General features: G+C 50.7%; 21 protein-coding genes and 1 riboswitch. Of the genes, 1 reads left to right on the forward strand and 20 read right to left on the reverse strand.

Annotation, left to right across the window (positions count from 1 at the left end; all coding sequences use genetic code 11):
- Positions 1-89: 89 nt before the first annotated feature.
- From purH to G548_RS0108430, 17 genes are all read right to left on the reverse strand, one after another.
- Entirely contained in the window at positions 90-1622 is a 1533-nt protein-coding gene (gene purH / locus G548_RS0108350) for a bifunctional phosphoribosylaminoimidazolecarboxamide formyltransferase/IMP cyclohydrolase (protein WP_022793707.1), read from the reverse strand.
- On the reverse strand, positions 1619-2230 hold the full coding sequence (gene purN / locus G548_RS0108355) for a phosphoribosylglycinamide formyltransferase (RefSeq protein ID WP_027847290.1): 612 nt from the start codon (positions 2228-2230) through the stop codon (positions 1619-1621). The genes purH and purN overlap by 4 nt, the downstream gene beginning before the upstream one ends.
- Positions 2227-3264 (reverse strand): phosphoribosylformylglycinamidine cyclo-ligase, encoded by a 1038-nt coding sequence (gene purM / locus G548_RS0108360; RefSeq protein ID WP_022793709.1) that lies wholly within the window; start codon positions 3262-3264, stop codon positions 2227-2229. Before purM ends, purN begins: the two co-directional genes overlap by 4 nt.
- A gap of 18 nt (positions 3265-3282) precedes the next feature.
- Positions 3283-4704 (reverse strand): amidophosphoribosyltransferase, encoded by a 1422-nt coding sequence (gene purF, locus G548_RS0108365; RefSeq protein ID WP_022793710.1) that lies wholly within the window; start codon positions 4702-4704, stop codon positions 3283-3285.
- On the reverse strand, positions 4680-6908 hold the full coding sequence (gene purL / locus G548_RS0108370) for a phosphoribosylformylglycinamidine synthase subunit PurL (protein WP_022793711.1): 2229 nt from the start codon (positions 6906-6908) through the stop codon (positions 4680-4682). The genes purF and purL overlap by 25 nt, the downstream gene beginning before the upstream one ends.
- Positions 6892-7575, reverse strand: coding sequence for a phosphoribosylformylglycinamidine synthase subunit PurQ (gene purQ, locus G548_RS0108375; protein WP_022793712.1), 684 nt, complete (start codon positions 7573-7575; stop codon positions 6892-6894). Before purQ ends, purL begins: the two co-directional genes overlap by 17 nt.
- Positions 7575-7823, reverse strand: a complete 249-nt coding sequence (gene purS / locus G548_RS0108380) for a phosphoribosylformylglycinamidine synthase subunit PurS (RefSeq protein WP_022793713.1) — start codon at positions 7821-7823, stop codon at positions 7575-7577. Before purS ends, purQ begins: the two co-directional genes overlap by 1 nt.
- The gene (gene purC, locus G548_RS0108385) at positions 7816-8535 is read right to left on the reverse strand and encodes a phosphoribosylaminoimidazolesuccinocarboxamide synthase (protein ID WP_022793714.1); all 720 of its coding nucleotides are present in this window, start codon (positions 8533-8535) and stop codon (positions 7816-7818) included. Before purC ends, purS begins: the two co-directional genes overlap by 8 nt.
- 29 nt (positions 8536-8564) lie before the next feature.
- Complete coding sequence (purB, locus tag G548_RS0108390) at positions 8565-9860, reverse strand: adenylosuccinate lyase (protein ID WP_022793715.1); 1296 nt, start codon at positions 9858-9860, stop codon at positions 8565-8567.
- 31 nt (positions 9861-9891) lie between these two features.
- Positions 9892-11031: a 5-(carboxyamino)imidazole ribonucleotide synthase gene (purK, locus tag G548_RS0108395; protein WP_022793716.1), complete on the reverse strand. Its 1140-nt coding sequence runs from the start codon at positions 11029-11031 to the stop codon at positions 9892-9894.
- Positions 11019-11513 (reverse strand): 5-(carboxyamino)imidazole ribonucleotide mutase, encoded by a 495-nt coding sequence (purE, locus tag G548_RS0108400; protein WP_027847291.1) that lies wholly within the window; start codon positions 11511-11513, stop codon positions 11019-11021. Before purE ends, purK begins: the two co-directional genes overlap by 13 nt.
- A gap of 175 nt (positions 11514-11688) precedes the next feature.
- A riboswitch (purine riboswitch) is annotated at positions 11689-11790 on the reverse strand.
- A 91-nt stretch (positions 11791-11881) separates the two neighbouring features.
- Entirely contained in the window at positions 11882-12082 is a 201-nt protein-coding gene (locus G548_RS0108405) for an NETI motif-containing protein (protein ID WP_022793718.1), read from the reverse strand.
- A 106-nt stretch (positions 12083-12188) separates the two neighbouring features.
- The gene (locus G548_RS0108410) at positions 12189-13496 is read right to left on the reverse strand and encodes a Zn-dependent hydrolase (protein ID WP_022793719.1); all 1308 of its coding nucleotides are present in this window, start codon (positions 13494-13496) and stop codon (positions 12189-12191) included.
- Positions 13497-13544: 48 nt separating this feature from the next.
- Positions 13545-16361 carry an ATP-binding protein gene (locus G548_RS0108415; RefSeq protein ID WP_022793720.1) on the reverse strand — a complete coding sequence of 939 codons (2817 nt, stop codon included), beginning with the start codon at positions 16359-16361 and terminating at the stop codon, positions 13545-13547.
- The gene (locus G548_RS0108420; RefSeq protein WP_022793721.1) at positions 16354-16722 is read right to left on the reverse strand and encodes a response regulator; all 369 of its coding nucleotides are present in this window, start codon (positions 16720-16722) and stop codon (positions 16354-16356) included. The genes G548_RS0108415 and G548_RS0108420 overlap by 8 nt, the downstream gene beginning before the upstream one ends.
- A 20-nt stretch (positions 16723-16742) precedes the next feature.
- Entirely contained in the window at positions 16743-18341 is a 1599-nt protein-coding gene (locus G548_RS0108425) for a diguanylate cyclase (RefSeq protein ID WP_022793722.1), read from the reverse strand.
- A gap of 208 nt (positions 18342-18549) precedes the next feature.
- Complete coding sequence (locus tag G548_RS0108430) at positions 18550-19437, reverse strand: nuclease-related domain-containing protein (RefSeq protein WP_022793723.1); 888 nt, start codon at positions 19435-19437, stop codon at positions 18550-18552.
- Positions 19438-19599: 162 nt separating this feature from the next.
- Between G548_RS0108430 and G548_RS0108435 the strand changes: the two genes are divergently transcribed.
- Positions 19600-20196 (forward strand): DNA-3-methyladenine glycosylase, encoded by a 597-nt coding sequence (locus G548_RS0108435; protein WP_022793724.1) that lies wholly within the window; start codon positions 19600-19602, stop codon positions 20194-20196.
- A gap of 6 nt (positions 20197-20202) precedes the next feature.
- On the opposite strand, the gene G548_RS0108440 is transcribed toward G548_RS0108435, so the two are convergent.
- The 3 genes from G548_RS0108440 to guaA form a co-directional block, all read right to left on the reverse strand.
- Positions 20203-21198 carry an acrylyl-CoA reductase family protein gene (locus G548_RS0108440; protein ID WP_027847292.1) on the reverse strand — a complete coding sequence of 332 codons (996 nt, stop codon included), beginning with the start codon at positions 21196-21198 and terminating at the stop codon, positions 20203-20205.
- 112 nt (positions 21199-21310) lie between these two features.
- Positions 21311-22624, reverse strand: coding sequence for an NCS2 family permease (locus tag G548_RS0108445; protein ID WP_022793726.1), 1314 nt, complete (start codon positions 22622-22624; stop codon positions 21311-21313).
- A gap of 88 nt (positions 22625-22712) precedes the next feature.
- The gene (guaA, locus tag G548_RS0108450; protein ID WP_022793727.1) at positions 22713-24257 is read right to left on the reverse strand and encodes a glutamine-hydrolyzing GMP synthase; all 1545 of its coding nucleotides are present in this window, start codon (positions 24255-24257) and stop codon (positions 22713-22715) included.
- Positions 24258-24291 lie beyond the last annotated feature (34 nt).

Genomic DNA, 24291 nt, shown 5'->3' on the forward strand with positions numbered 1-24291 from the left:
CGCCATCCTCCTGTTCAAAAGCCGTAATATCTGCACCTCACCGGTTCCAAAGAAAAGCCCGGGAAACAAAATCCCGGGCTTTTCGGATCTTAATGCCTGAAATGGCGCATCCCGGTAAACACCATAGTGATACCCAGTTCATTGGCCCGGTCGATGGACTCCTGGTCCCGGATTGAGCCGCCCGGCTGGATAATCGCTGAAATACCTGCTTCCCCGGCGGTTTCCACCGTGTCCTGCATAGGGAAAAAGGCGTCGGAGCCAAGAGCACTGTTCGCCGCTTCCTCCCCGGCCTGATCAATAGCGATGCCGGCCGAGCCGACCCGGTTCATCTGCCCTGCGCCAATTCCGATCGTCTGGACATTTTTCGTCAATACAATCGCATTGGATTTCACGTGCTTAACTACCTTCCAGGCAAGCTTCAAGTCCTCCCATTCCGCTTCTGTCGGCTCCCTTTCAGTTACCACCCGGACGTCCGCATCCAGAAAACCTTTGGTGTCCTCGTCCTGTACAAGCAGGCCGCCGTGAATTGAAGTCAGCTGAGAGCGTGTCTCCGCCATTCCCTCGAGCGTTACTGTCAGCAGACGAATATTTTTCTTTTGTGTCAGTAAATCAAGGGCTTCCTGCGAAAAGCTCGGTGCGATAACAATTTCAAGGAAGATCTCCTTCAGCTTCTCTGCGATGGCCTCTGTTACTTCGCCGTTAAACGCAACGATTCCCCCGAATATCGAGACCGGGTCTGCGGCATACGTTTTGTCGTAGGCTTCCTCGAGCGTTTCCCCAATCGCGACCCCGCACGGATTCATGTGTTTAACAGCCACCGAGGCCGGGTGCGTGAATTCGCGGATCATACTGAGCGCTGCTTCGGCATCGTTAATATTATTATAGGACAGCTCCTTGCCGTGCAGCTGGAAGGCATTTGCAATCGAGCTGAGCGGCCCGATTGGCTCCCGGTAAAAAGCTGCCTCCTGATGAGGGTTTTCGCCGTAGCGCAGATCCTGCTTTTTCTCATACGTCACGGTATACATTTCAGGATGCTTTTCGCCGGCTTCCCGGGTTAAATAATCCGCAATTAACGCGTCATAGGAAGCAGTGTGCCGGAAGACCTTGGCTGCAAGCTTTTTGTTCGTCTCCGCAGATACCGAGCCGCCGTCATTTAATTCTGTAAGCACAAGCTCGTAATCATCCGGATCTACCACAACTGTGACGTCTTCGAAGTTTTTCGCCGCTGCCCTAAGCATTGTCGGGCCGCCGATATCAATATTTTCAATGGCATCCTCAAACGACTTGTCCGGGTTTTCGATCGTTTTTTTGAACGGGTACAGATTTACGACTACCAGGTCAATTGGTTCAATGCCGTGCTCGTTCAGCTGAGCTGTATGGGCATCGTCGCTGCGGCGGGCAAGCAGTCCGCTATGTATGTTTGGATGCAGCGTCTTCACCCGTCCGTCAAGTATTTCCGGAAAGCCGGTAACGTCTGAAATACCCTTGATCTGCACACCGCTTTCCTCGAGTACGCGGCTCGTTCCTCCCGTCGAGATAATTTCAATTCCCTGCTTTTCAAGGCTTTTGGCCAGGGGTACAATCCCCTCTTTATCTGACACACTAATTAATGCTCGTTTCATGAATGGTTGGCTCCCTCCGTATTGGTTTGTGCTGTTTTCAGGGGGCGGCTGATCCATTGCTGGACAATTTCCGGGTAAAGCCGGTGTTCAACGGCCTGGATGCCGGCGGTGAGTGTTCCGAGCGAATCCGTATCCTTTACATACAGCGGCTCCTGCGCAATGATGCTGCCGGTGTCCATGCCTTCATCAACGTAATGAACCGTGACACCGGTCACCTTTACTCCTGCGTCCCATGCCTGCCTGATGGCATCCTTTCCAGGAAAAGCCGGAAGCAGTGAAGGATGGACATTAATCATACGCCCACCGTATTCGCTAAGCAGTGTATCGCCGATTAACCGCATATAGCCGGCAAGCACGATCCGCTCCGCCCCTTTAGCATATAATTCCTTCACGATTTCAGTTTCAAACGCCGCCTTGTTCTCGTACTCCTTCGGTGAAAAAGCGAACACCGGGATGCCCTCTTCTTCGGCAAAGGCAACGACCGGCGCCTGCGGCTTATCACAGACAATCAGCACAAATTCCGCTTCGAGTCTCTCTTCCCGGGCTGCGCGGACCAGTGAACGGGCGTTCGACCCAGTACCAGAGGCAAATAAGGCGAGCTTCATCAGCACGTCGCCCCCTTCACCTGCACACCGCCGCCATCAGTCACTTCCCCGATGGCCCACGCCTCTTCCTCGGCCTGCTTCAGGGCCTCGAGCACGTTTTCCTTTTCCGCAGACGGGACCACTGTCATTAAACCAATGCCCATGTTAAAGGTGCCAAACATGTCTTCCGGGGACAAATGACCCTCGTTTTGAATGAAAGGAAAAATCTCCGGCTGCTTCCAGCTGTGGACATCAAACATCGCGCCGCAGCCGTCCGGCAGCATTCTCGGTACATTTTCAAAAAAACCGCCGCCAGTAATATGGGCCATTCCTCTGGATGTGCCCAGCTGCTTAATGGCTTTCGCCGCATTCACGTAAATCTTTGTCGGCTCAAGCAGCTCTTCACCGAGCGGACGCTGAAACGGAGGAACCGTGTCATTCATCGTAAACAGGCCGTCTTCAAACAATACCTTGCGCACGAGGGAAAACCCGTTGCTGTGCACGCCTGAAGATGCTACCCCGATAATCACGTCCCCGGGCTCGGCCTTTGGTTCAGCCAGAATGTCCGCCTTTTCCGCTGCCCCAACGGCAAAGCCGGCCAGATCGTATTCTTCCTCGCTGTACATTCCCGGCATCTCGGCGGTTTCTCCGCCAATGACAGCACAGCCTGCCTGCACACAGCCGTCTGCCACGCCTTTGACGATCTGCTCGATTTTTTCCGGGTTTGCTTTTCCCAGGGCGAGATAATCCAGAAAATAGAGGGGATCGGCCCCCTGGACGGCAATATCATTTACACACATCGCCACCACGTCCTGGCCGATCGTATCGTGCTTATTCATTTGAAAAGCAAGCATTAATTTCGTACCGACACCGTCTGTGCCCGATATAAGCACAGGCTCTTTGTAAGGAAGTCCGGAAATATCAAACATACCCCCAAAACCACCGAGAGCCCCCATCACTTCCGGGCGCCCGGTGCGGGCAATGTGTTTTTTCATCCGCTCTACCGCCTGGTATCCTGCTTCAACGTCTACACCGGCCCGCTTGTAAGCTTCAGACATCCGTAAGGCCCTCCTTTGTTAACCATTCATAATTTTATCGTGCGGATGGAGCGTATCATCGTAAATTTCTGTAGGGTATTTGCCGGTAAAGCACGCGAGGCACTGGCCGCAGTTCGGCTCGCTTTTATCCCGGCCGATGCCGTTCTGCAGGCCTTCAATGCTGATAAACGACAGGGAATCGGCCCCCATCAGATCGCGCATTTCATCGACGGTGTAATTCGAGGCAATCAATTCTGCCTTCGTTGACGTATCTATCCCGTAAAAGCACGGATGCGTAATCGGCGGTGACGTGATCCGTACGTGCACTTCCGTTGCTCCTGCATCCTTGAGCATGCGGACGATCCGTTTGCTTGTCGTACCGCGGACAATTGAATCATCCACCATCACGACTCTTTTACCTTCCACGACCCCACGCACAGCAGACAGCTTCATTTTCACACCCTGCTCACGAAGAGCCTGCGACGGCTGGATAAAGGTCCGGCCGACGTACCGGTTTTTAATTAGTCCGAGTTCATACGGTGTACCCGTAGCTTCGGCATATCCGATAGCGGCGGAAATGGAAGAGTCCGGCACCCCAGTCACGACATCCGCTTCCACCGGCGCTTCTTTAGCCATTTCCTTGCCGAGATTTTTCCTTGCCGTATGCACATTAATATTGTCCACATTGGAATCCGGCCGGGCGAAATAGACGTATTCCAGACTGCAGATCGCCCGGGATGTGGCAGTTGAAAACAATTCCGAGCGCATGCCCGAGTCATCAATGCTGATAATTTCTCCCGGCTGCATGTCCCGGACGTATTCGGCCCCGATCACATCAAACGCACACGTCTCGGAAGCGACCACGTAGGTTTCGCCAATTTTTCCGATCGCAAGCGGACGAAGACCGTTCGGATCCATAGCACAAAGCAGTTTGTCCTCCGTCATTACCGCAAAAGCGTATGCTCCTTCAATATAGGACAGGGCATCCTTCAGCTGGTCTTCGAAGCGGGTTTCATCGCTTCTCTTGATCAGGTGGGCGAGCACTTCAGTGTCCGAGGTAGACTGGAAAATACTCCCCTTTCTTTCGAGCTCCTCTTTTACGTGGTTGGCGTTCACAAGGTTTCCGTTATGTGCAACAGCAAGACCAGTTGTCTGCGACTGAAAAAGCAGCGGCTGGCAGTTTACAAGACCCCCGCCGCCGGCTGTAGCGTAGCGTACGTGGCCGATGGCTGCATTTCCCTGCAGCTGTTCAAGGTCTCCTTCTTTAAAGGCTTCCGTGATAAGACCGAGTCCTTTGTGGCTCGACAGTTTATCGCCGTCACTGACGACGATGCCTGCCCCTTCCTGCCCGCGGTGCTGAAGGCTGTGCAGCCCGTAATAGGTCAGCTGCGCTGCCTCCTCGTGATTCCAGACAGCAAACACACCACATTCTTCGTTTAAGCCTTTGATTTCACCAAGCATGGAATAGCTCCTTTCCAGGCGTTCTCCAACTCCTTGGCAGAAGCTTGAAGAATCGTCTCTCCCGATTCTTTGAGTAAGTGCAATGTCGCTTCTTCTGTCACTCTGCCGGCGTATCTCGCGTCTGGTACTGTCTCTTCAAAAGCCTTCCTGTTTTCTGCAGCTACGGAAATTACGTAGCGGGACTGCGTTTCTGCAAACAATTCATCGATAACCTCTCCGGTGATCACTGCTTCTGCTCCGAGTCCGGTGCCAAATGTGCTTTCCGCAAGTGCGACGGCAAGACCGCCTTCGGATACGTCATGCGCCGACTGCACCAGCCCTGCCTGAATCGCCTTTAACACGTCACGCTGCCTCCGGTACTCGGTGTCAAGATCAAGCTCCGGCGCCCGTCCGTCAATCGAGCCGGTCTGCATCTCCTGAATCTCGCTGCCACCAAAGTCTTCGCCCGCTTCACCGATAACATATACGGCGTCCCCTGCCTGCTTAAACTCCTGGGTTGTAATATGGGCAAGCTCTTTAATCAGTCCGACCATGCCAACGACCGGCGTCGGATAGATCGCGCCGTTCTGCGTTTCGTTGTAGAGCGACACATTGCCGCCGATAACCGGTGTTTCAAGGGTTTTGCATGCTTCCGTCATGCCGTCAATCGACTTTTCAAACTGCCAGTAAATCTCCGGCTTTTCCGGATTGCCGTAGTTCAGGCAGTCGGTCAGCCCAAGCGGCAGCCCGCCCGAGCAGATAATGTTCCGGGACGCTTCTGCGATAACGATTTTTCCGCCCTGCTCCGGGTCAAGCCCGAGGTAACGCGCGTTGCAGTCGGTTGTCATCGCAAGTGCTTTATCTTTGCCGCGTACCCGGAGCACCGCTGCATCGGAGCCTGGCATTACGGCAGTATTGGTGCGGACCATGTAATCGTACTGGTCGTATACCCATTCCTTGCTGGCCACCGTCGGCTGCTTTAACAGGTCTGTGAGCGTTTCTTTCGCATCACTCACATCCGGCCGCCACGCCTTCTGCTGCTGGCGTTTGCGGAACGCTTCCGGCTCCCGCGACTCGGGATAGTACACCGGTGCATCTTCGGCCAGCGCATCCACGGGCACATCCGCAACTTTTTCACCATTGTGCCAGAGCACAAGACGCTGATCATCGATGACATGGCCAATTTCCGCCGAGTGAAGCCCCCAGTGGCTGCAGATGTCGTGAATTTCTTTTTCTTCGCCCTGTTTGACCACCAGAAGCATCCGCTCCTGGGACTCGGAAAGCATCATTTCATACGGGCTCATGTTAAGCTCCCGCTGAGGCACCGTATCAAGGTTCATCTCAATGCCCGAACCCGCCTTGCTGGCCATTTCTGCTGAAGAAGAAGTCAGCCCTGCAGCTCCCATGTCCTGAATCCCGACAAGTGATTCACACTTTACAAGTTCGAGGCATGCTTCGAGCAGCAGCTTTTCCATAAATGGATCACCCACCTGCACGGAAGGACGCTTGCTTTCTGATTCGTCGCTGATTTCTTCCGAAGCAAAAGTAGCTCCGTGGATCCCGTCTTTACCGGTGCTTGCCCCGACGTAAATAACCGTATTTCCGGCGCCGCTGGCAATTCCTTTCTGAATATCCTTATGGTCAATCAGCCCAACGCACATGGCGTTCACAAGCGGATTGCCCTCATAGCTCGGATCAAACTGTACTTCGCCTCCGACCGTCGGCACACCGATGCAGTTACCGTATCCGGCAATGCCGGCCACAACCTCTTCAAATAAATATTTCACCCGGGGCTTGACCAATTCCCCGAAACGAAGCGAATTCATAATAGCGACCGGCCGGGCCCCCATCGAGAACACGTCCCGGAGAATGCCTCCGACGCCGGTAGCCGCCCCCTGATAGGGCTCGATCGCTGACGGATGGTTGTGGCTTTCCATTTTAAACACAACCGCCTGCTCGTCGCCGATGTCAATAATGCCGGCACCTTCACCAGGCCCCTGCAGCACGCGCTCGCCCTCTGTCGGAAACTTTTTCAGCTGGGCCTTGGAATGCTTATAGCTGCAGTGCTCCGACCACATGACTGAAAACAGGCCGATTTCTGTATAATTTGGCAGGCGTCCGAGAATTTTTTTAATCATTTCGAATTCTTCGTCTTTTACGCCCATTTCCTGATAAATTTTTTCCTGTTCAATCTGTTCTGCAGAAGGCTCAAGTAGTAAGGACATGGGATTTCCTCCATTGCTTCAATATTGATTGAAAGATTTTCAATCCGTCGTCACTGCCAAGAATCTGGTCGGTTGCTCGTTCCGGATGCGGCATCATGCCCATCACGTTGCCCTGTTTGTTTATAATGCCGGCAATCGCTTCTTTGGAGCCGTTAAAATTGTCTTCGTACGTGAACACAATCTGGTTGCTAGCCTGCAGGTCCTTTAGAGTCTCGTCGTCGCAGTAATAGTTTCCCTCACCGTGGGCGACCGGGATCGTTATTCGTTCGCTTTCGCCGTATTCGGAGGTAAAGCCGGTTTCATGATTCGCCACCACGAGGCTTGCCGGGCGGCAGATAAACTTCAGCGACCGGTTGCGCTGCATAGCTCCCGGAAGCAGTCCGGCTTCAAGCAGTACCTGGAAGCCATTGCACACGCCAAGAACCGGCTTGCCTTTTTCCGCCTGTTCCACGACGCTTGCCATAACCGGGGCAAAACGGGCAATTGCACCGGAACGAAGATAGTCTCCATAGGAAAAACCGCCGGGCAGAAGAATACCGTCATAATCCGCGACGCTTTCTTCGGTGTACCAGACTTTATCCACCGGCTCTCCGAGACCCTCCTGGATTGCGTAGTACATGTCATCATCACAGTTGGATCCTGGAAACACAATAACCGCGAACTTCATCAGGACACGCCCTTTCCGATCGTGTACGTATAATCTTCAATCACCGGGTTGGAGAGGAGCTTTTCACACATTTCCTCAATCCGGGCTTCAAGGTTGTTTCCTTCCTCTACTTCAAGCTCAATATACTTGCCGGTCTGGACAGATGCCACCTCATGGTACCCCATTGTCTGCAGGGCGTTTTCAATCGTGCTTCCCTGCGGGTCAAGCACTCCTTCTTTCAATGTCACATACACTTGAACGTTAACCATGTGCAGCCCCTCCTAATCGCTGTAATATTTCGGTGTAGCCTTCCTGAAGAGAACCAATCCCGTAACGGAACAGATCTTTGTCAAATTTCTGCCGGGTTTCTTTATCCCACAGCCGGCACGTATCCGGAGAAATTTCGTCAGACAGCAGGAGTTCCCCGTCCTCTGTCGTTCCAAATTCAATTTTAAAGTCCACCAAAAGCAGGCCGTGGTCGGAAAAATGCTTTTTAAGCGTTTCGTTCACGTGTTCGGCCATATGCTTCATATCCTTCACCTGCGATGGGGAAGCCGCCTCCAGCAGGCGGATATGATCATCATTAATTAAAGGATCCCCCAGCTCGTCATCCTTGTAGTAGAATTCCACCACCGGCTGATCCGTTTCAGTGCCTTCCTCAATGCCGGTGCGGCGGTGGAGGCTGCCGGCGACAATATTGCGCACAACGACCTCAAGTGGGATGATTGTTGTTTTTTTGACCGCCTGCTCGGTTTCAGAGAGCCGGTCCACGAAGTGGTTGTTTATGCCTTCTTCGTGCAGCTTTTGAAAGAGCAGGGAGGAAATTTCGTTGTTCAGCTTGCCTTTTCCGACCAGGACTTCTTTTTTCTCCCCGTTAAACGCTGTCGCATCGTCTTTGTACTCTACCCAGAGCGTATTTTCCACATCTGTTTCATACAGTTTTTTGGCTTTTCCTTCATACAATAGAGCGCGTTTTTCCATCGCAGGCTCCTCCTTTGGACTATCCTTTGTTATTCGATGCCGGCACGAGCGAAGATCGTATCGACTTCCTTCATGTGGTGACGATGGTCAAAGCACTCTTCGATTTCTTCACTGCTTAAAACATTTGTAATGGCCGGTTCATTTTCCACAAGTTCACGGAATGGAATGCCTTTTTCCCAGGCCTCCATCGCCTTGGGCTGGACTGTGTCATACGCTTCCTCGCGCACCATGCCTTTGTTGATCAGCGTAAGCAGCACACGCTGCGAGAAGACAAGGCCGAGCGTTTTGTCCATGTTTGCTTTCATATTGTCTTCGAATACTGTCAGGTTTTTCACGATATTGCCAAAGCGGTTCAGCATGTAATTGAGTGCCGTGGTGGCGTCTGGAATAATAATTCGTTCAGCCGAGGAATGGGAAATATCGCGCTCATGCCAGAGCGGCACATTTTCATAAGCAGTCAGCATATGGCCGCGGATGACCCGGGCCAGCCCGGTCATATTCTCCGATCCGATCGGATTGCGTTTATGCGGCATCGCTGAGGATCCCTTTTGGCCTTTGGCGAAAAATTCTTCCACTTCCCGGGTTTCGCTTTTCTGCAGGCTGCGGATTTCAACCGCCATCTTTTCAATCGACGTAGCAATTAATGCGAGGGTGCTCATGTAATCTGCATGGCGGTCCCGCTGCAGCGTCTGCGTCGATACCGGCGCTGCCTGAAGGCCAAGCTTCCGGCAGACCGATTCTTCAATAGCCGGCGGGATGTTGGCAAACGTTCCAACCGCTCCCGACAGCTTCCCAACGCGAATCCCCTCGGCCGCAGCGTCAAAGCGTTCGATATTGCGCTTCATTTCCTGATACCAGAGAGCAAGCTTAATCCCAAAGGTAGTGGGCTCCGCGTGCACGCCGTGGGTACGCCCCATCATGATCGTATGCTTATGCTCTTTTGCTTTGTTTTTTAAAATTTCGAGAAAGCGCTCCAGATCTGCCCGTAAAATGTCATTGGCCTGTTTAATCAGATAGGAGAGCGCCGTATCTACAACGTCAGTGGAGGTCAGGCCGTAATGCACCCATTTGCGCTCATCGCCGAGCGTCTCCGATACCGCCCGTGTAAACGCCACAACGTCATGGCGTGTTTCCTCTTCAATCTCCTGGATCCGTTCGATATTAAAGGACGCATTGTCCCTTATTTTTTTTACATCTTCCTTTGGAATGTCTCCAAGCTCCGACCAGGCTTCACAGGCGCAGATTTCGACCTCCAGCCAAGCGTTGAAGCGGTTCTCTTCGGTCCAGATGGCACCCATTTCCGGGCGCGTGTAACGATCGATCATAATCAGGTTCCTCCACTCTTCTCTTTAATAATTACGTCTCTATGTACTGCTTCCATACGTCCGCGGACCGGTCAAGCGCGTCCTGCAGGTCCTCCCGCAGTACTGTCCAGTGCCCCATTTTCCGGCCGGGCTTGGCTTCATCCTTGCCATACAGATGCACATGATCCTTGCTCCACTCTTCCATATTCGCGGTTACCGCTTCGACATGTTCACCGAGAATGTTGGTCATGACCACCGGCTGCTTCAGTCTTGCAGGCCCGAGCGGAAGACCGCAGACAGCTCGGATGTGCTGTTCAAACTGGGATGTTTCACATGCTTCAATCGTATAGTGGCCTGAGTTGTGCGGCCTTGGCGCCACTTCATTTACATACACCGTTTCCTCGTCTGTAACAAACATTTCCACCGCCAGGGTGCCGACAAGATCCATATGCTCCGCAAGCCGGTGGGCGATACGGATCGCTTCTTCGTTCACAAAGCGGGAAATCCTCGCTGGTACAATTGTCTGGTGAAGCACATTATTAACATGGATATTTTCTCCGACCGGAAACACTCCGGTCTCCCCGTGCACGCTCCGGGTGACGATGCAGGAAATTTCTTTTTGAAACGGAATCCACGCTTCAAGTACGAGTTCCTTTCCGTCGCTCCCACCGAGAGTTTCAAATGCTGCTTCTGCGTCCTCTTTCGCTTTTAATACTACCTGTCCCTTACCGTCGTAGCCGCCGCGGCATGTTTTCAGCACGCTCGGAACGCCAATCTGCTCTACCGCTGCTGAAAGCTCCTCGCGGGAAGTCACCTGGTGGTACGGAGCTACTTTAATATCTGCTGCTTCAATTGCCTGTTTTTCACGAAGGCGGTGCTGAGCTGTGTGAAGGAGCTGGCTGCCCTGAGGAAGATAAAGGGTGTTTTCCAGATGCCTGGCTGTTTCTGCGTCAATATTTTCAAATTCATACGTTAATACGTCGCACGCTTCTGCCATTCTGTCTGCTCCGGCACGGTCGTCATAAGAAGCTTCAATTTCAACATCTGCCACCTGCCCCGCAGGCGAATCTGTTTTTGGTTCAAGCACAGCCACCCGGTATCCCATTGGCTTGGCCGCAAACGCCATCATCCGTCCGAGCTGTCCGCCTCCAAGTATTCCGATTGTCTGTCCTGGTTTCATCACTCGTCCCATAATTCATCTCCTGACTGCATGACCTGTTTACGCATTTGTTCTCTACGCTGCTGCAATTTATCCGCCAGTTTTTCATCAAAGGCTGAAATCATCTGTGCAGCGAGCAGTCCGGCATTTGTCGCTCCGGATGTTCCAATTGCCACAGTCGCTACCGGCACGCCGCCGGGCATCTGAGCAATGGATAAAAGCGAGTCCCAACCGCTTAAAGCCTTGGACTGCACCGGCACCCCAATGACCGGAAGGGTCGTTTTCGCTGCTATCATGCCCGGCAGATGAGCTGCCCCGCCTGCACCGGCAATAATCACTTTTATTCCACGCTCTCTAGCTTCTGCCGCGTACTCAAACATATAATCCGGTGTCCGGTGGGCGGATACGATATTCTTTTCAAACGGCACCCCGAGTTCACCGAGCACCTCGCATGCCTTCTGCATCGTTTCCCAGTCGGATGTGCTGCCCATTACTACTCCTACCTGCGGTTCCACTTGCGCCACTCCTTTGCTTTTCCTCACGTACTTTTTGACATAAAGAAGCCCCGGTGCCAGATCCATCCCTAAAAAAGGATAGTCTTCCGCACTCCGGGGAAGGTCTCGTGAACGTATACGCTCTACTATAGAAGAAAATTTCAAGCCGAAGCTTCCACTATTTCAGACAAAGGCTTCGTTTGATCATTCTCCTCATAGTCCAGCAATTTACGGTTGCCGGGTAGAGACGCTCGAGCCTTATTCCCGAAAGTATATGAGGATTGTCATCGTTCTGCTTTTCTTGCTTACGTGTTTTAGCTTAACAAGTTGTTATATTATCTGTCAATCAAAATTCGAACAATCATAATGTTAAAAGCTTAAATGTTCGTTTATTTCTTTTTTGCTTCAAAGCTGATTTCCTGCCTCACCGGCACATACTGTGTTTCTCCGTTGATGGTTTGTTCTTCAAATACGGGCTTTTCCATTCTGCGTACCGGCATAAAGCCTTCCGCGGCAATCCGTTCGAGGCACTCTTCTACTGTTTCTTTTTGCTGAACGTAAAACGTCTGTTTATTTTTCTTTTTTGCCATTTGCGCAGCGGCTCCTTATTTCTTTACTTCAATGCTTTTATTATAACAGGTTCTTTCTAAAAAAAACGAACGAAGCAGAATTTCATTTCCCGCTTCATTCGCTTATTTATCGCTCTTTTTCTGTGCCTATCGTTCGTATAGTCTCTTTTAAGACAGCAACCCCGTTTACACAGTCTTTTAATTCGGTGAATTCCTCCGGCGTGTGACTTTTTCCTTCAAAGCTCGGAACAAAAAGCAGGCCAAATGGCACGTAGGCGCCGAACATCATGGCGTCATGGCTTGCTCCCGAGACGAGGGATTCTGTAGTCAGGCCAATGCCCCGGGAGGCGTCCTCAATCGAATTCCGTATCCATTCAGGAACCGGCACCGGTTTTACTCTGAAGGCAACTTCATGAGACACAGTAATCCCCCGGCGCTCGGCTATTTTTTCTGCTTCGCTTCGTGCGAGGCTTATCATCTGATCCCGGACTTTCTCGTCAAGATCACGAATGTCCGCTGTCAGCCGGGCTTCCCCGGCAATTACGTTGGAACCGTTTGGTTCAAGAGAAAGCCTTCCTACGGTAGCTACTGCGGTGTCACTGTGCATGGTTGGAAGATTCTCCAAATACAGAATAAATTCTGCTGCTGCGGCGGCCGCGTCTTTTCTGATATTCATCGGTGTATTACCGGCGTGATCCGTTTCTCCAAAAAAATGAACGTCAAGCCAGGAAGGGCCGGCGATTCCTTCTACCACTCCGATACTTGCCTCCTGCTGTTCGAGCTGTTTTCCCTGCTCTACGTGCAGCTCTAAATATGCCCGCAGCCGTTCACGCGGATAAATATTACTTTCGAGCTTGTTTGGCGAATAATCCATCAGCTTCATTGCCTCCGCCGCCGTCACTCTTTCTTCATCACGCATCTGAAAAAAATCGTCCTTCGATATATCGCCGACGGCCGCACGACTTCCTAGCATACCGCTTCCAAAGCGCGCCCCTTCCTCATCGACGAAAACAGCAATTTCTATGGAGCAGTCCAGTTCGGCCCCCTCGGCCTTCAATGCTTCTACTGCCATCAGGCTTGATACGCAGCCGAGAGCTCCGTCAAAAGCGCCCCCGTTTTTCACAGTGTCCAGATGAGAGCCGGTAAGGATGATCGGGGCTCCGGTCCGGCCAGACTCCCAAAGGCCGTAAATGTTCCCCACACCATCTTCCCTCACACTCAGGCCCGCTTCCTGCATCCAGGAACGAAAAAGGTTCTTTGCCTTCTGCTCTTCTTCTGTATAGACATATCGTGTAATGCCACCTTCTTCCGTGCGGCCGATGGCCGCCAGTCCTTCGAGGCGGCTGGCCAAAATCTCGGGATCAATTGACGGAAAGCCCCTGCTCTCCTCAATCGTCTGGAGCAGGCGTTCCCTGCTGAATCCCTCATTACCCAAACATCATCACTCCTTCTCTTCTTTCACACTAACACACCGGCAAAAACGTTACACTTCATTAAAGGAAGGAACATACACTTCTCCCTGATTATCTGCCTGTTCAATAATGCGGCGTACCTGTTGGGATAAACTGTTCGGCGGATATGGCTTGGTCAGGTAATGCCTCACATCCATACGGGCCATTCGCTCTTTATCCTCGTGCAGAGCTGAAGAAATAATAATCGGCACGTCTTCAGTATGGCGGAAAGATTTCAGCTCTTCAATGAACCCCCATCCGTCCATTTCTTCTCCAAGCATCAGATCCACGACAAAAACCTCCGGCCGCAGTCCCCGTTTTAACGCGTTCAGCGCTTTGTAAGGATTGAAGTAGTGCACCACTTCGTATTTGGCGTGACGAAGCTCCTCTGAAAGAAGCATCCCGAGGCTCCGGTCGTCTTCTAGTATCAGCACCGAGTGAAGATCACTCTCCTCGGGCAGGTCTTCAATATCGAAATCGACCCCTGAGATCGGGAAGAATAAGCAGAAGCTGCTGCCTTCCCCTTCTGTCGAATCAACCTCTATCCGGCCTTTATGGTCTTCAACAATTTGCTTCGTCACTGCAAGTCCGAGACCAGTGCCGCGGATTTTCCTCCGGTCTTCATCATTAATACGGTGAAATTTGCCAAAAAGATGAGGGAGTTCTTTTTCCGGAATCCCAAGGCCTTCATCCTTTATTCTTACCCTCACCATATTCTGCTCATTAGCAAGCTCAATTTTTACCTCGCCGCCCTCTGGAGAGAATTTTACCGCATTGCCAATAATATTGGTAACACCCTGCACAATTTTACCTTTATCTGCATAGATTCTCCCATACTGGAGCCGGTCCTTTACAACAAACGTGTGATCCGGCTGGTTAGGTTCAAAGGTATCCACTACTTCAAGCATCAGACTGCTGATATCAACCTCTTCCATGCCGTATTCCTGACGGCCGGATTCCATCCGCTGCAGGTCGAGAAAATCGTTAATCAATGACGTCAGCCTTTCGCCTTCCCGGTGAATAGTTTCTATATACTTTTTCTGCCGGGCTGGTTTTAAATCTTTGACGAGCAGCAGCTCAGCAAAGCCTAAAATACTCGAAAGCGGTGTCCTGAGCTCGTGGCTTACGGTGCTGACAAGATCTGACTTCATCTGGTCAAGCTCAAATTCTTTTGTCCGGTTGCGGTGAACAAAAATAGTTCCCTTTTCTTCAGATTCCATCTGCACAGCACGTCCATACAGCTCATAAACATTTACAGCGCTCTCTGTCGTAATTTTATATTCGATGCTGTAGTCCGGCACTTCTCCCCCGCCAATAAAAGCCTTGAAATAGTTTCCGACCTTTTCCCGGCAGTCTTCATCAATTTGTTGGATCCATCCCGACGTCCATTCCGCAAATGGAAGTGTCTGCGTCTCATTTTCTCCTCCCGCACCAATCATACTCCACGTCCAATGATTCGCATGCTCAAGGGTGCCGTTTTCATTTATGTACTGTATTCCTTCATCTACGCTGTCGATAATGCGCTGGTATAAAAAGCGTTCCTCTTCCGTTTCCTCAAACAGAAGAATACGGCTGAAGGAGATCGAGGCCTGACGGAGAATGCCGCGCATCGTTTCACGCTCCTGCTCCGAAAATTTATGCCCGGTCCGTACAAATACCGCCGCTCCGATCATTTCTTTTTTGCTGCTGAACACCGGCAGATACATTTCATACACGGTTGCTTCGTTTGTTCCAAGACCTTCTTCCCCGTCACGTGCTTTACGTTCGATCACATGAGCCTGTTTCGTATCAGCGATTAAAGAGAGCGGGCTCCCTTCGGAATGATTTTCAAAATGCTGCTTTTCTTTTTCACTCACCCCGTACCAGGCAGCCTGCCAGCTGGGCTCTAAAGCTGCAACCATCCCTTTTTCAAAATGAAACAGAGTGTACATTTTAGTAAGCAGCTGTTCCATTAACGCCTGTTTTCCCATCGAACCGCTGAACGTTTCGTTCAGCTCATTTAATGTTCTAAGGTATTCCTGCTGCTCCTGCAGCTCGTGCTGCTGGGTGACGAGCTCTTCGTTGCGGTCCATAATCGCATTTTGATTCTGCTGGATGCTTGCTGCCATTACGTTAAAGGAACGACTCAGCTCCCCTATTTCATCGCTTCGATGATTATCGGAAATCGATATTTCTTCGCCGTTTCCTACCTTGGCTGCGGCTTCTTTCATTTCCCACAGCGGGCCGGTAACTTTTCGCAGCAGCAGCCAGACGATAGCACCGAGCGCTATCAGTATCGCGATCAAATACAGCAGATAGGCAAGATGCGAGTTTTCGTTCACTTCAAAATACTGCTCATTTACGCTCATCCGTTCAGCCTCAGCCTGGTCGTGCCCGCTTGATAAACTGTTGATAAGGGCTCCGACCTGAGAGCTGACCTGTTCACGGTTTTCAATAGTCGTGCTGCCGGATTCTACCGCTTCGGTCAGCTGCGGCAGCCAGTCGTTTTCATAGTCATCCAGAAACTGTTCCGTCTGAGCGACCAAATCGGTCTCCGCTTTATTCAGGCTCCGGTACTCCTCGAGCTGGGTTCTCGCAGCACTTAAGCTTCTCTCAATGTCCTCCCGCTCACTTTCGTCTCCAAAAGCAAGATAGCCACGGCCGGCAATAATAATCTGCTGGGTGTAAAATTCCAGATCTGCAAGCACGTTCTGCGTGTCCCGCCACTGTCTGGACTCGTTTTCAAGCTCCTGCTGATTCGAGCTCATATACGCGTGCTGTCCGATCCCTCCGGCAGCAGCCAGCACTAATACGAGCAGGAAAATGATGCTGAATCTCCGATGGAGACGGCTTTTTATGTATTTAAGCATCCAAAAGCTCCTCCACAATCGTAATAAGCAGAGCCGGGCTGAACGGTTTGGAAACAAATTCCATCACGCCTGCTTTTCTCGCTTCCTCTTCGTCTTTATCCCGCGATTTCGCTGTAATCATCAGTGTTTTCATATTTTCGAGCTTCCCATCCTTTCGAAGCATGGAAACAACCTCCACCCCGTTATATCCAGGCATCATGTTGTCGATAATTAAAAGATCGTAAGAGGCAGTGCTCGCTTTTTCGTATGCTTCCTTCCCGTCTGCTGCTTCGTCAATTATGTACTCCTCTTCGTCCTCCAGTGTGTCCACGACAAGCATTCGAAGGACTTCCGCATCGTCGGCTACCAGTATTTTGTACATTTCCTCCCGCCTTTCCCTGCTTACAGCACCCGCTGAATCAATCGTTTTGCACGCGCCACGAGCTCTTCTTTTCGAAATGGCTTCATCAAATAATCATCGGCTCCGAGTTCAAGTGCATGAACAATATCCTCTTCGTTCCGGTTGCCTGTAAGCATTAATATGATCATGTTGCTCGACGGATATTTCCCGCGGAGCTTTTTAAGTACTGCAAATCCGTCCATCCTGGGCATGGTAACATCCAGTACGACAAAATAACGCTGCCCGCGTTCATAGTTTTCTTTTTCAAAAAATGCTTCTCCGGACGAGAAATACGTGGTCCGTATCCGGTACCTCGCAATATTCAACTGGTGAAACTGGCCAGCGACAAAGGAAGCCATCGCTTCATCATCATCGATGATAAATACATTTATGTAGGGAAGATCGATAGTGGTTTTACCTGAATAGGAGACAACGGCGTTTCGGCCGGCATCCTTTGCTTCAAGCATAGCTGCGTCTGCTTCATTGATCAACTCCTGCAGGGAAGCATGATTAGTCGTTGCTGTTGACGTTCCCGCTGTAAACCCGAGCCGGTAAGGCAGACGACGCCCCGCTACGAAATCGGCAAAGGAATGCTGCAGGCGCTTCATGATCTTTTCTGTTTCTTCTGAAAAGGTCTGCTGGAAAATAAATAAAAATTCGTCACCGCCCAGGCGGATCAAGTGATCGCTCGGACGCTTCTGGGAAAACATGTGGCTGACAAACCACCTGAGCACCTGATCGCCTTCCTCGTGACCGTAGCTGTCATTGATCTGCTTGAAGTGATCAAGGTCCGTCAGCGCTATAGAAAAAGGCTTACCACTCCGTTTAAATTCTGCCCACAGACGGCTTTCCTCCATTTCGAGCATTTTACGGTTATAGGCGCCCGTCAGCTCGTCCACCGTGAGCGCTTCTTTCATCGGGGCCTGCCACTCCAGATGACGATGAATGACCTGCACCATTTCGATCGTGGAATACGGTGGTTTGATCACAAAGGAGGCCCCGTCTTCATACAGTTTATCTGCTCTCTTCCTGTCTATTCCGCCGCTGCAAAACACAACCACAGGCACCAGCGCATCTCTCGCTGCATCTTTGATACGTTTAATGATTGTCCTCCCCCCCCCCCCCCCCCGCACGGCCAGTTCTTCCGAGAGCAGGATCATTTCTGGATGGAATTCCTCTATTTTCTCCATAAGCTTTCTCCGGTCAGAAGCAAGCAGCACATGGTGCCCGAGCGTCTCAAGCTGTTCTTTCACCTCATACAAAACCTGCAGCGATGTATGCCCGAGAAGCACAAATGAAGATTCTTCTTCGGGGGCGTCATAGGAGATAGGAAGTTTTTCCGTTTCACTTTCCTCCTCAAGCACGTTCATGATTTTTTCTGCGTATGTCTTCCGGACTTCTGCGGGAGCCTCTGCGCTAAGCGCCCGCATCGCTTCCTCCGCCATTTCAGCTGCCTGCCCCAGGCCGATCGTGGCGCCGGTGCCTTTAATCGTGTGCAGCCACCTGTGCATTTCATCAAAATCTTTGTACCATTTTTGTTCTAAGTATTCATGCTGCTTTTTAATATTTTCAATAAAGGTTTTCTGATACTGTTTCATCATAAAGATATCCCTTCTAACCATTATTATCTGCTTCCATTATATACTATTTAACCGTGTCAAAAGTAGCTTAATACAAGAAAAAATACTCCTGTTTTAAAAACAGAAATTTTTAAGCTTTCTATAGAAACAGCGAAAAGGTATATATATATCAGCGTTTTGACGCAAAAAAACGCCCCGGTGATTGCCGGGGCGGCTTCTGCATAGTGATCTACGAAACATAATTTGTCGTAATGATAGAGCGCTCCATTTGATACAGCTGCTCCTGGGAGTACAAGGGCGCGTTTTGGGAAAACTGCTCGTGAAAGAAAGCCCGCAGTGCTGCTTCCGTCGTAAAACGATGGGTATAAGCATCTACCGACACATCCTGGACAAACCGGTCATCCTGCGTGTTCGAATGGCCGAAGAAAATAATCGGCGTCACTTCACCCGGGTTGTGCTTTTCCCTGCGCAGAAAGTCTTCTGTAATCGAAGCCGTCGCTTTGGCGTGTTCAATCGGACTGTCGTGTACTTCAAATGTCCCTGACCGAACGTGTCCCCGGCTTGTGTTTTGAAATACCATCGTCGTTTCCACGTCTTCTTCAAGGTCCGGATACAGTGTATCAAGTACAAAATCAAGCGTTCCGGCATTGTGTTTACTGACCCCGTGAATAATATGGCCTTTCCATTTCTGCGTCTCAAGCACATACAGCCCCCGGGTCGTCAAAACGACGTGGTCCACCTGGCGGGTCGACAGCTCCGTCCGTTCGTCCAGCGGCACATATACGTGTCCGGAAATCAACATTTCATCCACGGCAATCTGATTTGCTTCTACAAGGTCATTTTTAATGCTTCGAAGCAGCTCATGCGTTTTCATTTCTTCCGGTTCCCGTGAAATTTTCTCCAAATGATAAATATAATCCGTCAGTTTCCCTTTTTCTTCCTCATACTTGCCGCGTATCGCCTGGATATCCTCGCGGTACTGCGAACTTTTTCCTTCAATCTCTTCTTCCATTTTTCTATCGTACTGCCGGACTTTTTTTAAATACTGGTCCCGCTGAATTAAAATGACTGCTCCAATAATAATTAAGGCTATAATAACTGTAACCGCTATACCCATATAAGCACCTCTTCCATCTCCTGCCTTAATATTTTTACTATGACCCGGGATTTGGTACACTAAAAAACGCTTCTTATTCGCTATGTAAAACTATATACATTATATTTCTATCATAATCAATATATTCCTTTTCGTATACACCAAAAGAAAGGATTCTTCTCTATGACATTTTATCCTGTTGTTCCAAAAGACTTTTACGAAAAACCGACGCTCGAGCTGTCCCGGGCACTGATCGGCTGTGTACTCGTACATGAGACGCCGGAAGGCCCTGCAGCCGGCAGAATCGTTGAAACGGAAGCTTATATAGGTCCCGTGGACCGTGCTGCCCACAGCTACAATTACCGCAGAACAAAGCGGACTGACGTAATGTTCTTTCCCCCGGGGCGCGTATATATGTATACGATGCACACCCATGCGCTTCTAAATATCGTCAGCGGGGTAGAAGAGTCCCCGGAAGCTGTCCTTATCCGCGCTGTCGAGCCTGTAGCAGGCCATGAGCTCATTCAAAAACGCCGGCACCGTGTCCGCGGCATTCAGCAGACAAACGGCCCCGGCAAGTTAACGAAAGCTCTTGGCATTGATATGAGCTACTACGGGCATGAACTTGACCGCCCGCCGCTGTATCTGTCACCAAAAGATTATGAACCCGAGGTTCAAAGCGGCCCGCGCGTGGGTATTTCCGGAAGCGGCGAAGCACGTCATTATCCGTGGCGATTCTTCGAAGCCGAAAATCCCTACGTATCTAAATGGAGGGCCTGAGTCCTGTTATTTCAAAGCGACGACGCGGCGGCCCTGAATACGACTTTCCAAAATAGCGTCAAGATCCTCCGCCAAATCGTCCAGAGTGGTCTCGCTTGCAATCGTATCAAGCATTGATTGAATTTTCAGGTCATCTGCGAGCCGGTTCCACACGTGCTGCCTTTTTTCTGCCGGACAATAAACAGAATCAATTCCAGCCAGATTGACACCTCTTAAAATAAACGGATGAACCGTCGTAGGAACGTCTGTCCCTCCGGTAAGTCCGCTGACAGCTGCGGTGCCGTGATATTTCATCGTACTCAGCAGGTAGGCAAGCGTTTCTCCCCCAACCGGGTCCACGGCACCGGCCCACATCGCCTTGCCAAGCGGCTTTCGTTTATCCGGATTCACGTCTTCGCGGGAGAGAATACGGCCTGCTCCAATACTGCGGAGGTAATCATGGGCTTCGGCATTCCCGGTAACGGCTGCAACGTCATATCCAAGGGAGTGAAGCATCGCTACGGCCATGCTTCCGACACCGCCAGTAGCACCGGTTACAACGACCTCGCCCTTTTCAGGAGTGACTCCTTCCTCTTCCAGGCGCACGACCGATAATCCTGCTGTAAATCCGGCAGTACCAAAAATCATGGCTTCTCTTGGGGTCATCCCCTCCGGCAGCTTTACTACCCAGTCAGCTGGCACTCTTGCTTTTTCCGCATAGCCGCCGTGATAGGCCACTCCGAGCTCGTAGCCTGTAACGAGCACCTCGTCGCCCTCCTGATATCTCGAATCATTGGATGAGGCGACAACGCCGGCGAGATCGATGCCTGGAATCAGTGGGTAGCCCTGGGCAATCTGGCTTCCAGGAGCTGCTGCCATTCCGTCTTTATAGTTGATGCTTGAATAGTGCACATCGATGGTGACGTCGCCTTCAGGCAGGTCGCTTTCTTCCAGCGTACGTACCTCTTTTGTAACTTCTCCCTGGTCGTTTTTATCCACGACCAGCGCCTTAAATGTACTCATACTTTCCACCTCCATAAAATGATCCTCTACTCTATTCCCATAAAAGCTTTATTCCATGCAGAGTAAAAAAACAAAAAACACGCGCCTCCTTCAGGAAGCACGTGTGGTGTTGCTACGGTGTTAAAAATAAGAAAAAGATGATAAACACAAAAAACAAAGCGTACATGATCGGGTTCAGCTGCTTTCCTCTTCCAGTGAGCACCATTGTGATTGGGTAGAAGATGAAGCCCATGGCAATACCGGTTGCGATACTGTAGGTAAGCGGCATCGAGACTACGGTTAAAAAGGCTGGCACAGCAATTTCAAGACGCTGCCATTCAATTAAGCGAAGCGACGATACCATCAGTGCCCCTACAATAATAAGAGCCGGAGCTGTTACGGCGCTCGTTACCACACCGAGAAGCGGTGAGAAAAACAAAGCGGCAAGAAACAACAGCGCCGTAATTATCGATGCAAAACCGGTACGCCCTCCGACAGCTACGCCGGCTGAGGACTCAATATATGCTGTCGTGGTAGACGTCCCGAGAATCGAGCCGATCACGGTAGCAGAGGAATCCGCCACCAGGGCACGGCCAGCACGCGGCAGTTTGTTATCTTTTACAAATCCGGCCTGATTGGCTACTGCAAACAAAGTCCCGGCTGTATCAAAAAAGTCTACAAACAAAAACGTAAGCACCACTACGATAAATCCAATAACAAAACTTGAATCCCACGAAAAGTCTGCAAGAGAGGTGAAAGCAGCCCCAAAGGTTGGGGCGATACTAGGCACCCCGGAGACAATCTGGCCCGGAGGCTGAATCTGTCCCACCAATATGCCAGCCAGTGCGGTAATCACCATCCCGTAAAAAATACCTCCACGGATACCCAGGGTCATCAGTATGACGGTAACAAGCAGCCCAAATGCCGCAAGCGCAGCCGGACCGGAGGTAAGTGTACCGAGCGTGACGAGCGTAGACTCGTCGGCCACCACAATCTGCGCTCCCTGCAGGCCGACAAAGGCAATAAACAGTCCAATACCGGCAGAAACAGCGTATTTTAATTCCTCCGGAATCGCGTTAATAATTTTCTCTCTAATACCAAATGTCGTTAATCCGATGAAGATCATTCCGGAGCAGAATACCCCAAACAGTGCAAGCTCCCAGGGGATCCCCATCGTCAGCACAACGGAATATGTAAAAAAGGCATTAAGCCCCATCCCCGGTGCCAGAGCTATCGGATATCTGGCAAGCAGCCCCATAATCAATGTGCCGATAGCTGCTGCCAGGGCTGTCGCTACAAACACAGCGGACTCATTCATTCCGGCTTCGGCTAAAATACTGGGGTTGACGAATAAAATATACGCCATCGCAAGGAAAGTCGTTAAACCGGCTAACGATTCTTTCTTGTAGTTCGTTTCATTCTTTGTAAATTCAAAAAAACGATCCATCCTCTTATCTCTTCCTCTCTTTGCTCTCCCCAGGCAAAACTCTCTCTGATTATATTATATATTTACTAAGTGCTTACCGCGCAAGTTCCTACTCCCATTCGATGGTCGAAGGCGGCTTGGATGTAACGTCATACACTACACGGTTAACGTGCTGCACTTCATTAACGATTCTCGTGGAAATTTTTTCGAGAACGTCATACGGGATACGGGCCCAGTCCGAAGTCATACCGTCAATCGAAGTAACCGCACGGATTCCGACCGTATAGTCGTATGTCCGGCTGTCTCCCATTACGCCCACGCTTCTCATATCCGGAAGCGCCGTAAAGTACTGCCAGATTTCACGGTCAAGACCGGCATTTTTGATTTCTTCGCGTAAAATGTAATCCGATTCCCGGACAATTTCGAGCTTCTGCTCCGTGATCTCCCCGAGCACGCGAATACCAAGTCCCGGTCCCGGGAACGGCTGACGCCATACGATTTCATCCGGCACCCCCAGCTCCGTTCCGAGCTTGCGGACTTCATCCTTAAATAACGTATTTAAAGGCTCAATCAGATCGAATTTCATATCCTCGGGCAGGCCGCCGACATTGTGGTGGGACTTGATCGTCTGTGCTGTATCCGTGCCACTTTCAATGACGTCTGTATACAGCGTGCCCTGAACAAGAAAATCCACGTTTTCAAGCTTTCCTGCCTCTTCTTCAAACACGTATATAAATTCATTTCCGATAATTTTCCGCTTTTCCTCCGGATCGCTCACTCCGTCGAGCTGATCGAGGAAACGCGTGGCTGCGTCTATTTTCACGATATTCATCTGAAATCCACGTCCGAGCGACTCCATGACGCCTGTTGCTTCCTCTTTACGCAGCAGACCGTGATCAATAAACATGCATGTAAGCTGATCTCCGATCGCTTTGTGAACGAGCGCTGCAGCTACTGAGCTGTCCACACCACCGCTCAATGCACACAGTACATTACGGCTGCCCACCTGTTCACGGATAATTTCCACCTGCTCGTCAATAAAGTTGGCCATTGTCCATTCATTGGAGCATCCGCAGACCCGGTAAGCAAAGTTTTTCAGCATGTCATCGCCAAATTGGGTGTGGCGCACCTCCGGATGGAACTGGACGCCGTACATTTTCTTCTCTGGGGCACTCATTGAAGCTACCGGGCATGAGGGATTGGTCGCGTCCACCGTAAAACCTTCCGGCGGCTCGACAATTAAGTCGCCATGACTCATCCACACGCTCTGTGTTTTCGGCAGCCCTTCAAATAATACCGGATTCGCCTGCACATGTATATCAGCCTTACCATACTCCCGGTGCTGGGCTTTTTCCACCTTTCCGCCGTAATGCAGCGTCATCAGCTGCATCCCGTAGCAGATACCCAGAATAGGAATATCCAGATCAAAAATAGCTGGATCGCAGGTAAGCGCTCCTTCAACATACGCACTGTTCGGCCCGCCGGAAAAGATAATCCCCGCCGGGTTCAGTTCTTTAATTTTTTCTGCACTGATCGTGTTCGGATGGAGTTCACTAAAAACGCCGAGATCTCTGATCCTGCGTGTAATCAATTGATTATACTGGCCGCCAAAATCCAGAACAATAATCGTTTCACTGATATTTTTTACGCTCATCGCTTCTACCCCTAACTGTTTTCAAATATGTACG

Source organism: Marinococcus halotolerans DSM 16375, from assembly GCF_000420725.1.
GTDB classification, from domain to species: domain Bacteria; phylum Bacillota; class Bacilli; order Bacillales; family Marinococcaceae; genus Marinococcus; species Marinococcus halotolerans.

What these genes read in the sequence shown, in the direction of transcription:
- G548_RS0108425 (WP_022793722.1), bottom strand. Translation starts at nt 18,341, where the DNA reads ATGATGAAACAGTATCAGAAAACCTTTATTGAAAATATTAAAAAGCAG.
- purQ (WP_022793712.1), bottom strand. Translation starts at nt 7,575, where the DNA reads ATGAAGTTCGCGGTTATTGTGTTTCCAGGATCCAACTGTGATGATGAC.
- G548_RS0108440 (WP_027847292.1), bottom strand. Translation starts at nt 21,198, where the DNA reads ATGAGTACATTTAAGGCGCTGGTCGTGGATAAAAACGACCAGGGAGAA.
- purM (WP_022793709.1), bottom strand. Translation starts at nt 3,264, where the DNA reads ATGTCTGAAGCTTACAAGCGGGCCGGTGTAGACGTTGAAGCAGGATAC.
- G548_RS0108445 (WP_022793726.1), bottom strand. Translation starts at nt 22,624, where the DNA reads ATGGATCGTTTTTTTGAATTTACAAAGAATGAAACGAACTACAAGAAA.
- guaA (WP_022793727.1), bottom strand. Translation starts at nt 24,257, where the DNA reads ATGAGCGTAAAAAATATCAGTGAAACGATTATTGTTCTGGATTTTGGC.
- purS (WP_022793713.1), bottom strand. Translation starts at nt 7,823, where the DNA reads ATGGTTAACGTTCAAGTGTATGTGACATTGAAAGAAGGAGTGCTTGAC.
- G548_RS0108405 (WP_022793718.1), bottom strand. Translation starts at nt 12,082, where the DNA reads ATGGCAAAAAAGAAAAATAAACAGACGTTTTACGTTCAGCAAAAAGAA.
- purB (WP_022793715.1), bottom strand. Translation starts at nt 9,860, where the DNA reads ATGATCGATCGTTACACGCGCCCGGAAATGGGTGCCATCTGGACCGAA.
- G548_RS0108415 (WP_022793720.1), bottom strand. Translation starts at nt 16,361, where the DNA reads ATGCTTAAATACATAAAAAGCCGTCTCCATCGGAGATTCAGCATCATT.
- G548_RS0108430 (WP_022793723.1), bottom strand. Translation starts at nt 19,437, where the DNA reads ATGGGTATAGCGGTTACAGTTATTATAGCCTTAATTATTATTGGAGCA.
- purH (WP_022793707.1), bottom strand. Translation starts at nt 1,622, where the DNA reads ATGAAACGAGCATTAATTAGTGTGTCAGATAAAGAGGGGATTGTACCC.
- purF (WP_022793710.1), bottom strand. Translation starts at nt 4,704, where the DNA reads ATGCTTGGTGAAATCAAAGGCTTAAACGAAGAATGTGGTGTGTTTGCT.
- purC (WP_022793714.1), bottom strand. Translation starts at nt 8,535, where the DNA reads ATGGAAAAACGCGCTCTATTGTATGAAGGAAAAGCCAAAAAACTGTAT.
- purK (WP_022793716.1), bottom strand. Translation starts at nt 11,031, where the DNA reads ATGGGACGAGTGATGAAACCAGGACAGACAATCGGAATACTTGGAGGC.
- G548_RS0108420 (WP_022793721.1), bottom strand. Translation starts at nt 16,722, where the DNA reads ATGTACAAAATACTGGTAGCCGACGATGCGGAAGTCCTTCGAATGCTT.
- G548_RS0108435 (WP_022793724.1), top strand. Translation starts at nt 19,600, where the DNA reads ATGACATTTTATCCTGTTGTTCCAAAAGACTTTTACGAAAAACCGACG.
- purL (WP_022793711.1), bottom strand. Translation starts at nt 6,908, where the DNA reads ATGTCCTTACTACTTGAGCCTTCTGCAGAACAGATTGAACAGGAAAAA.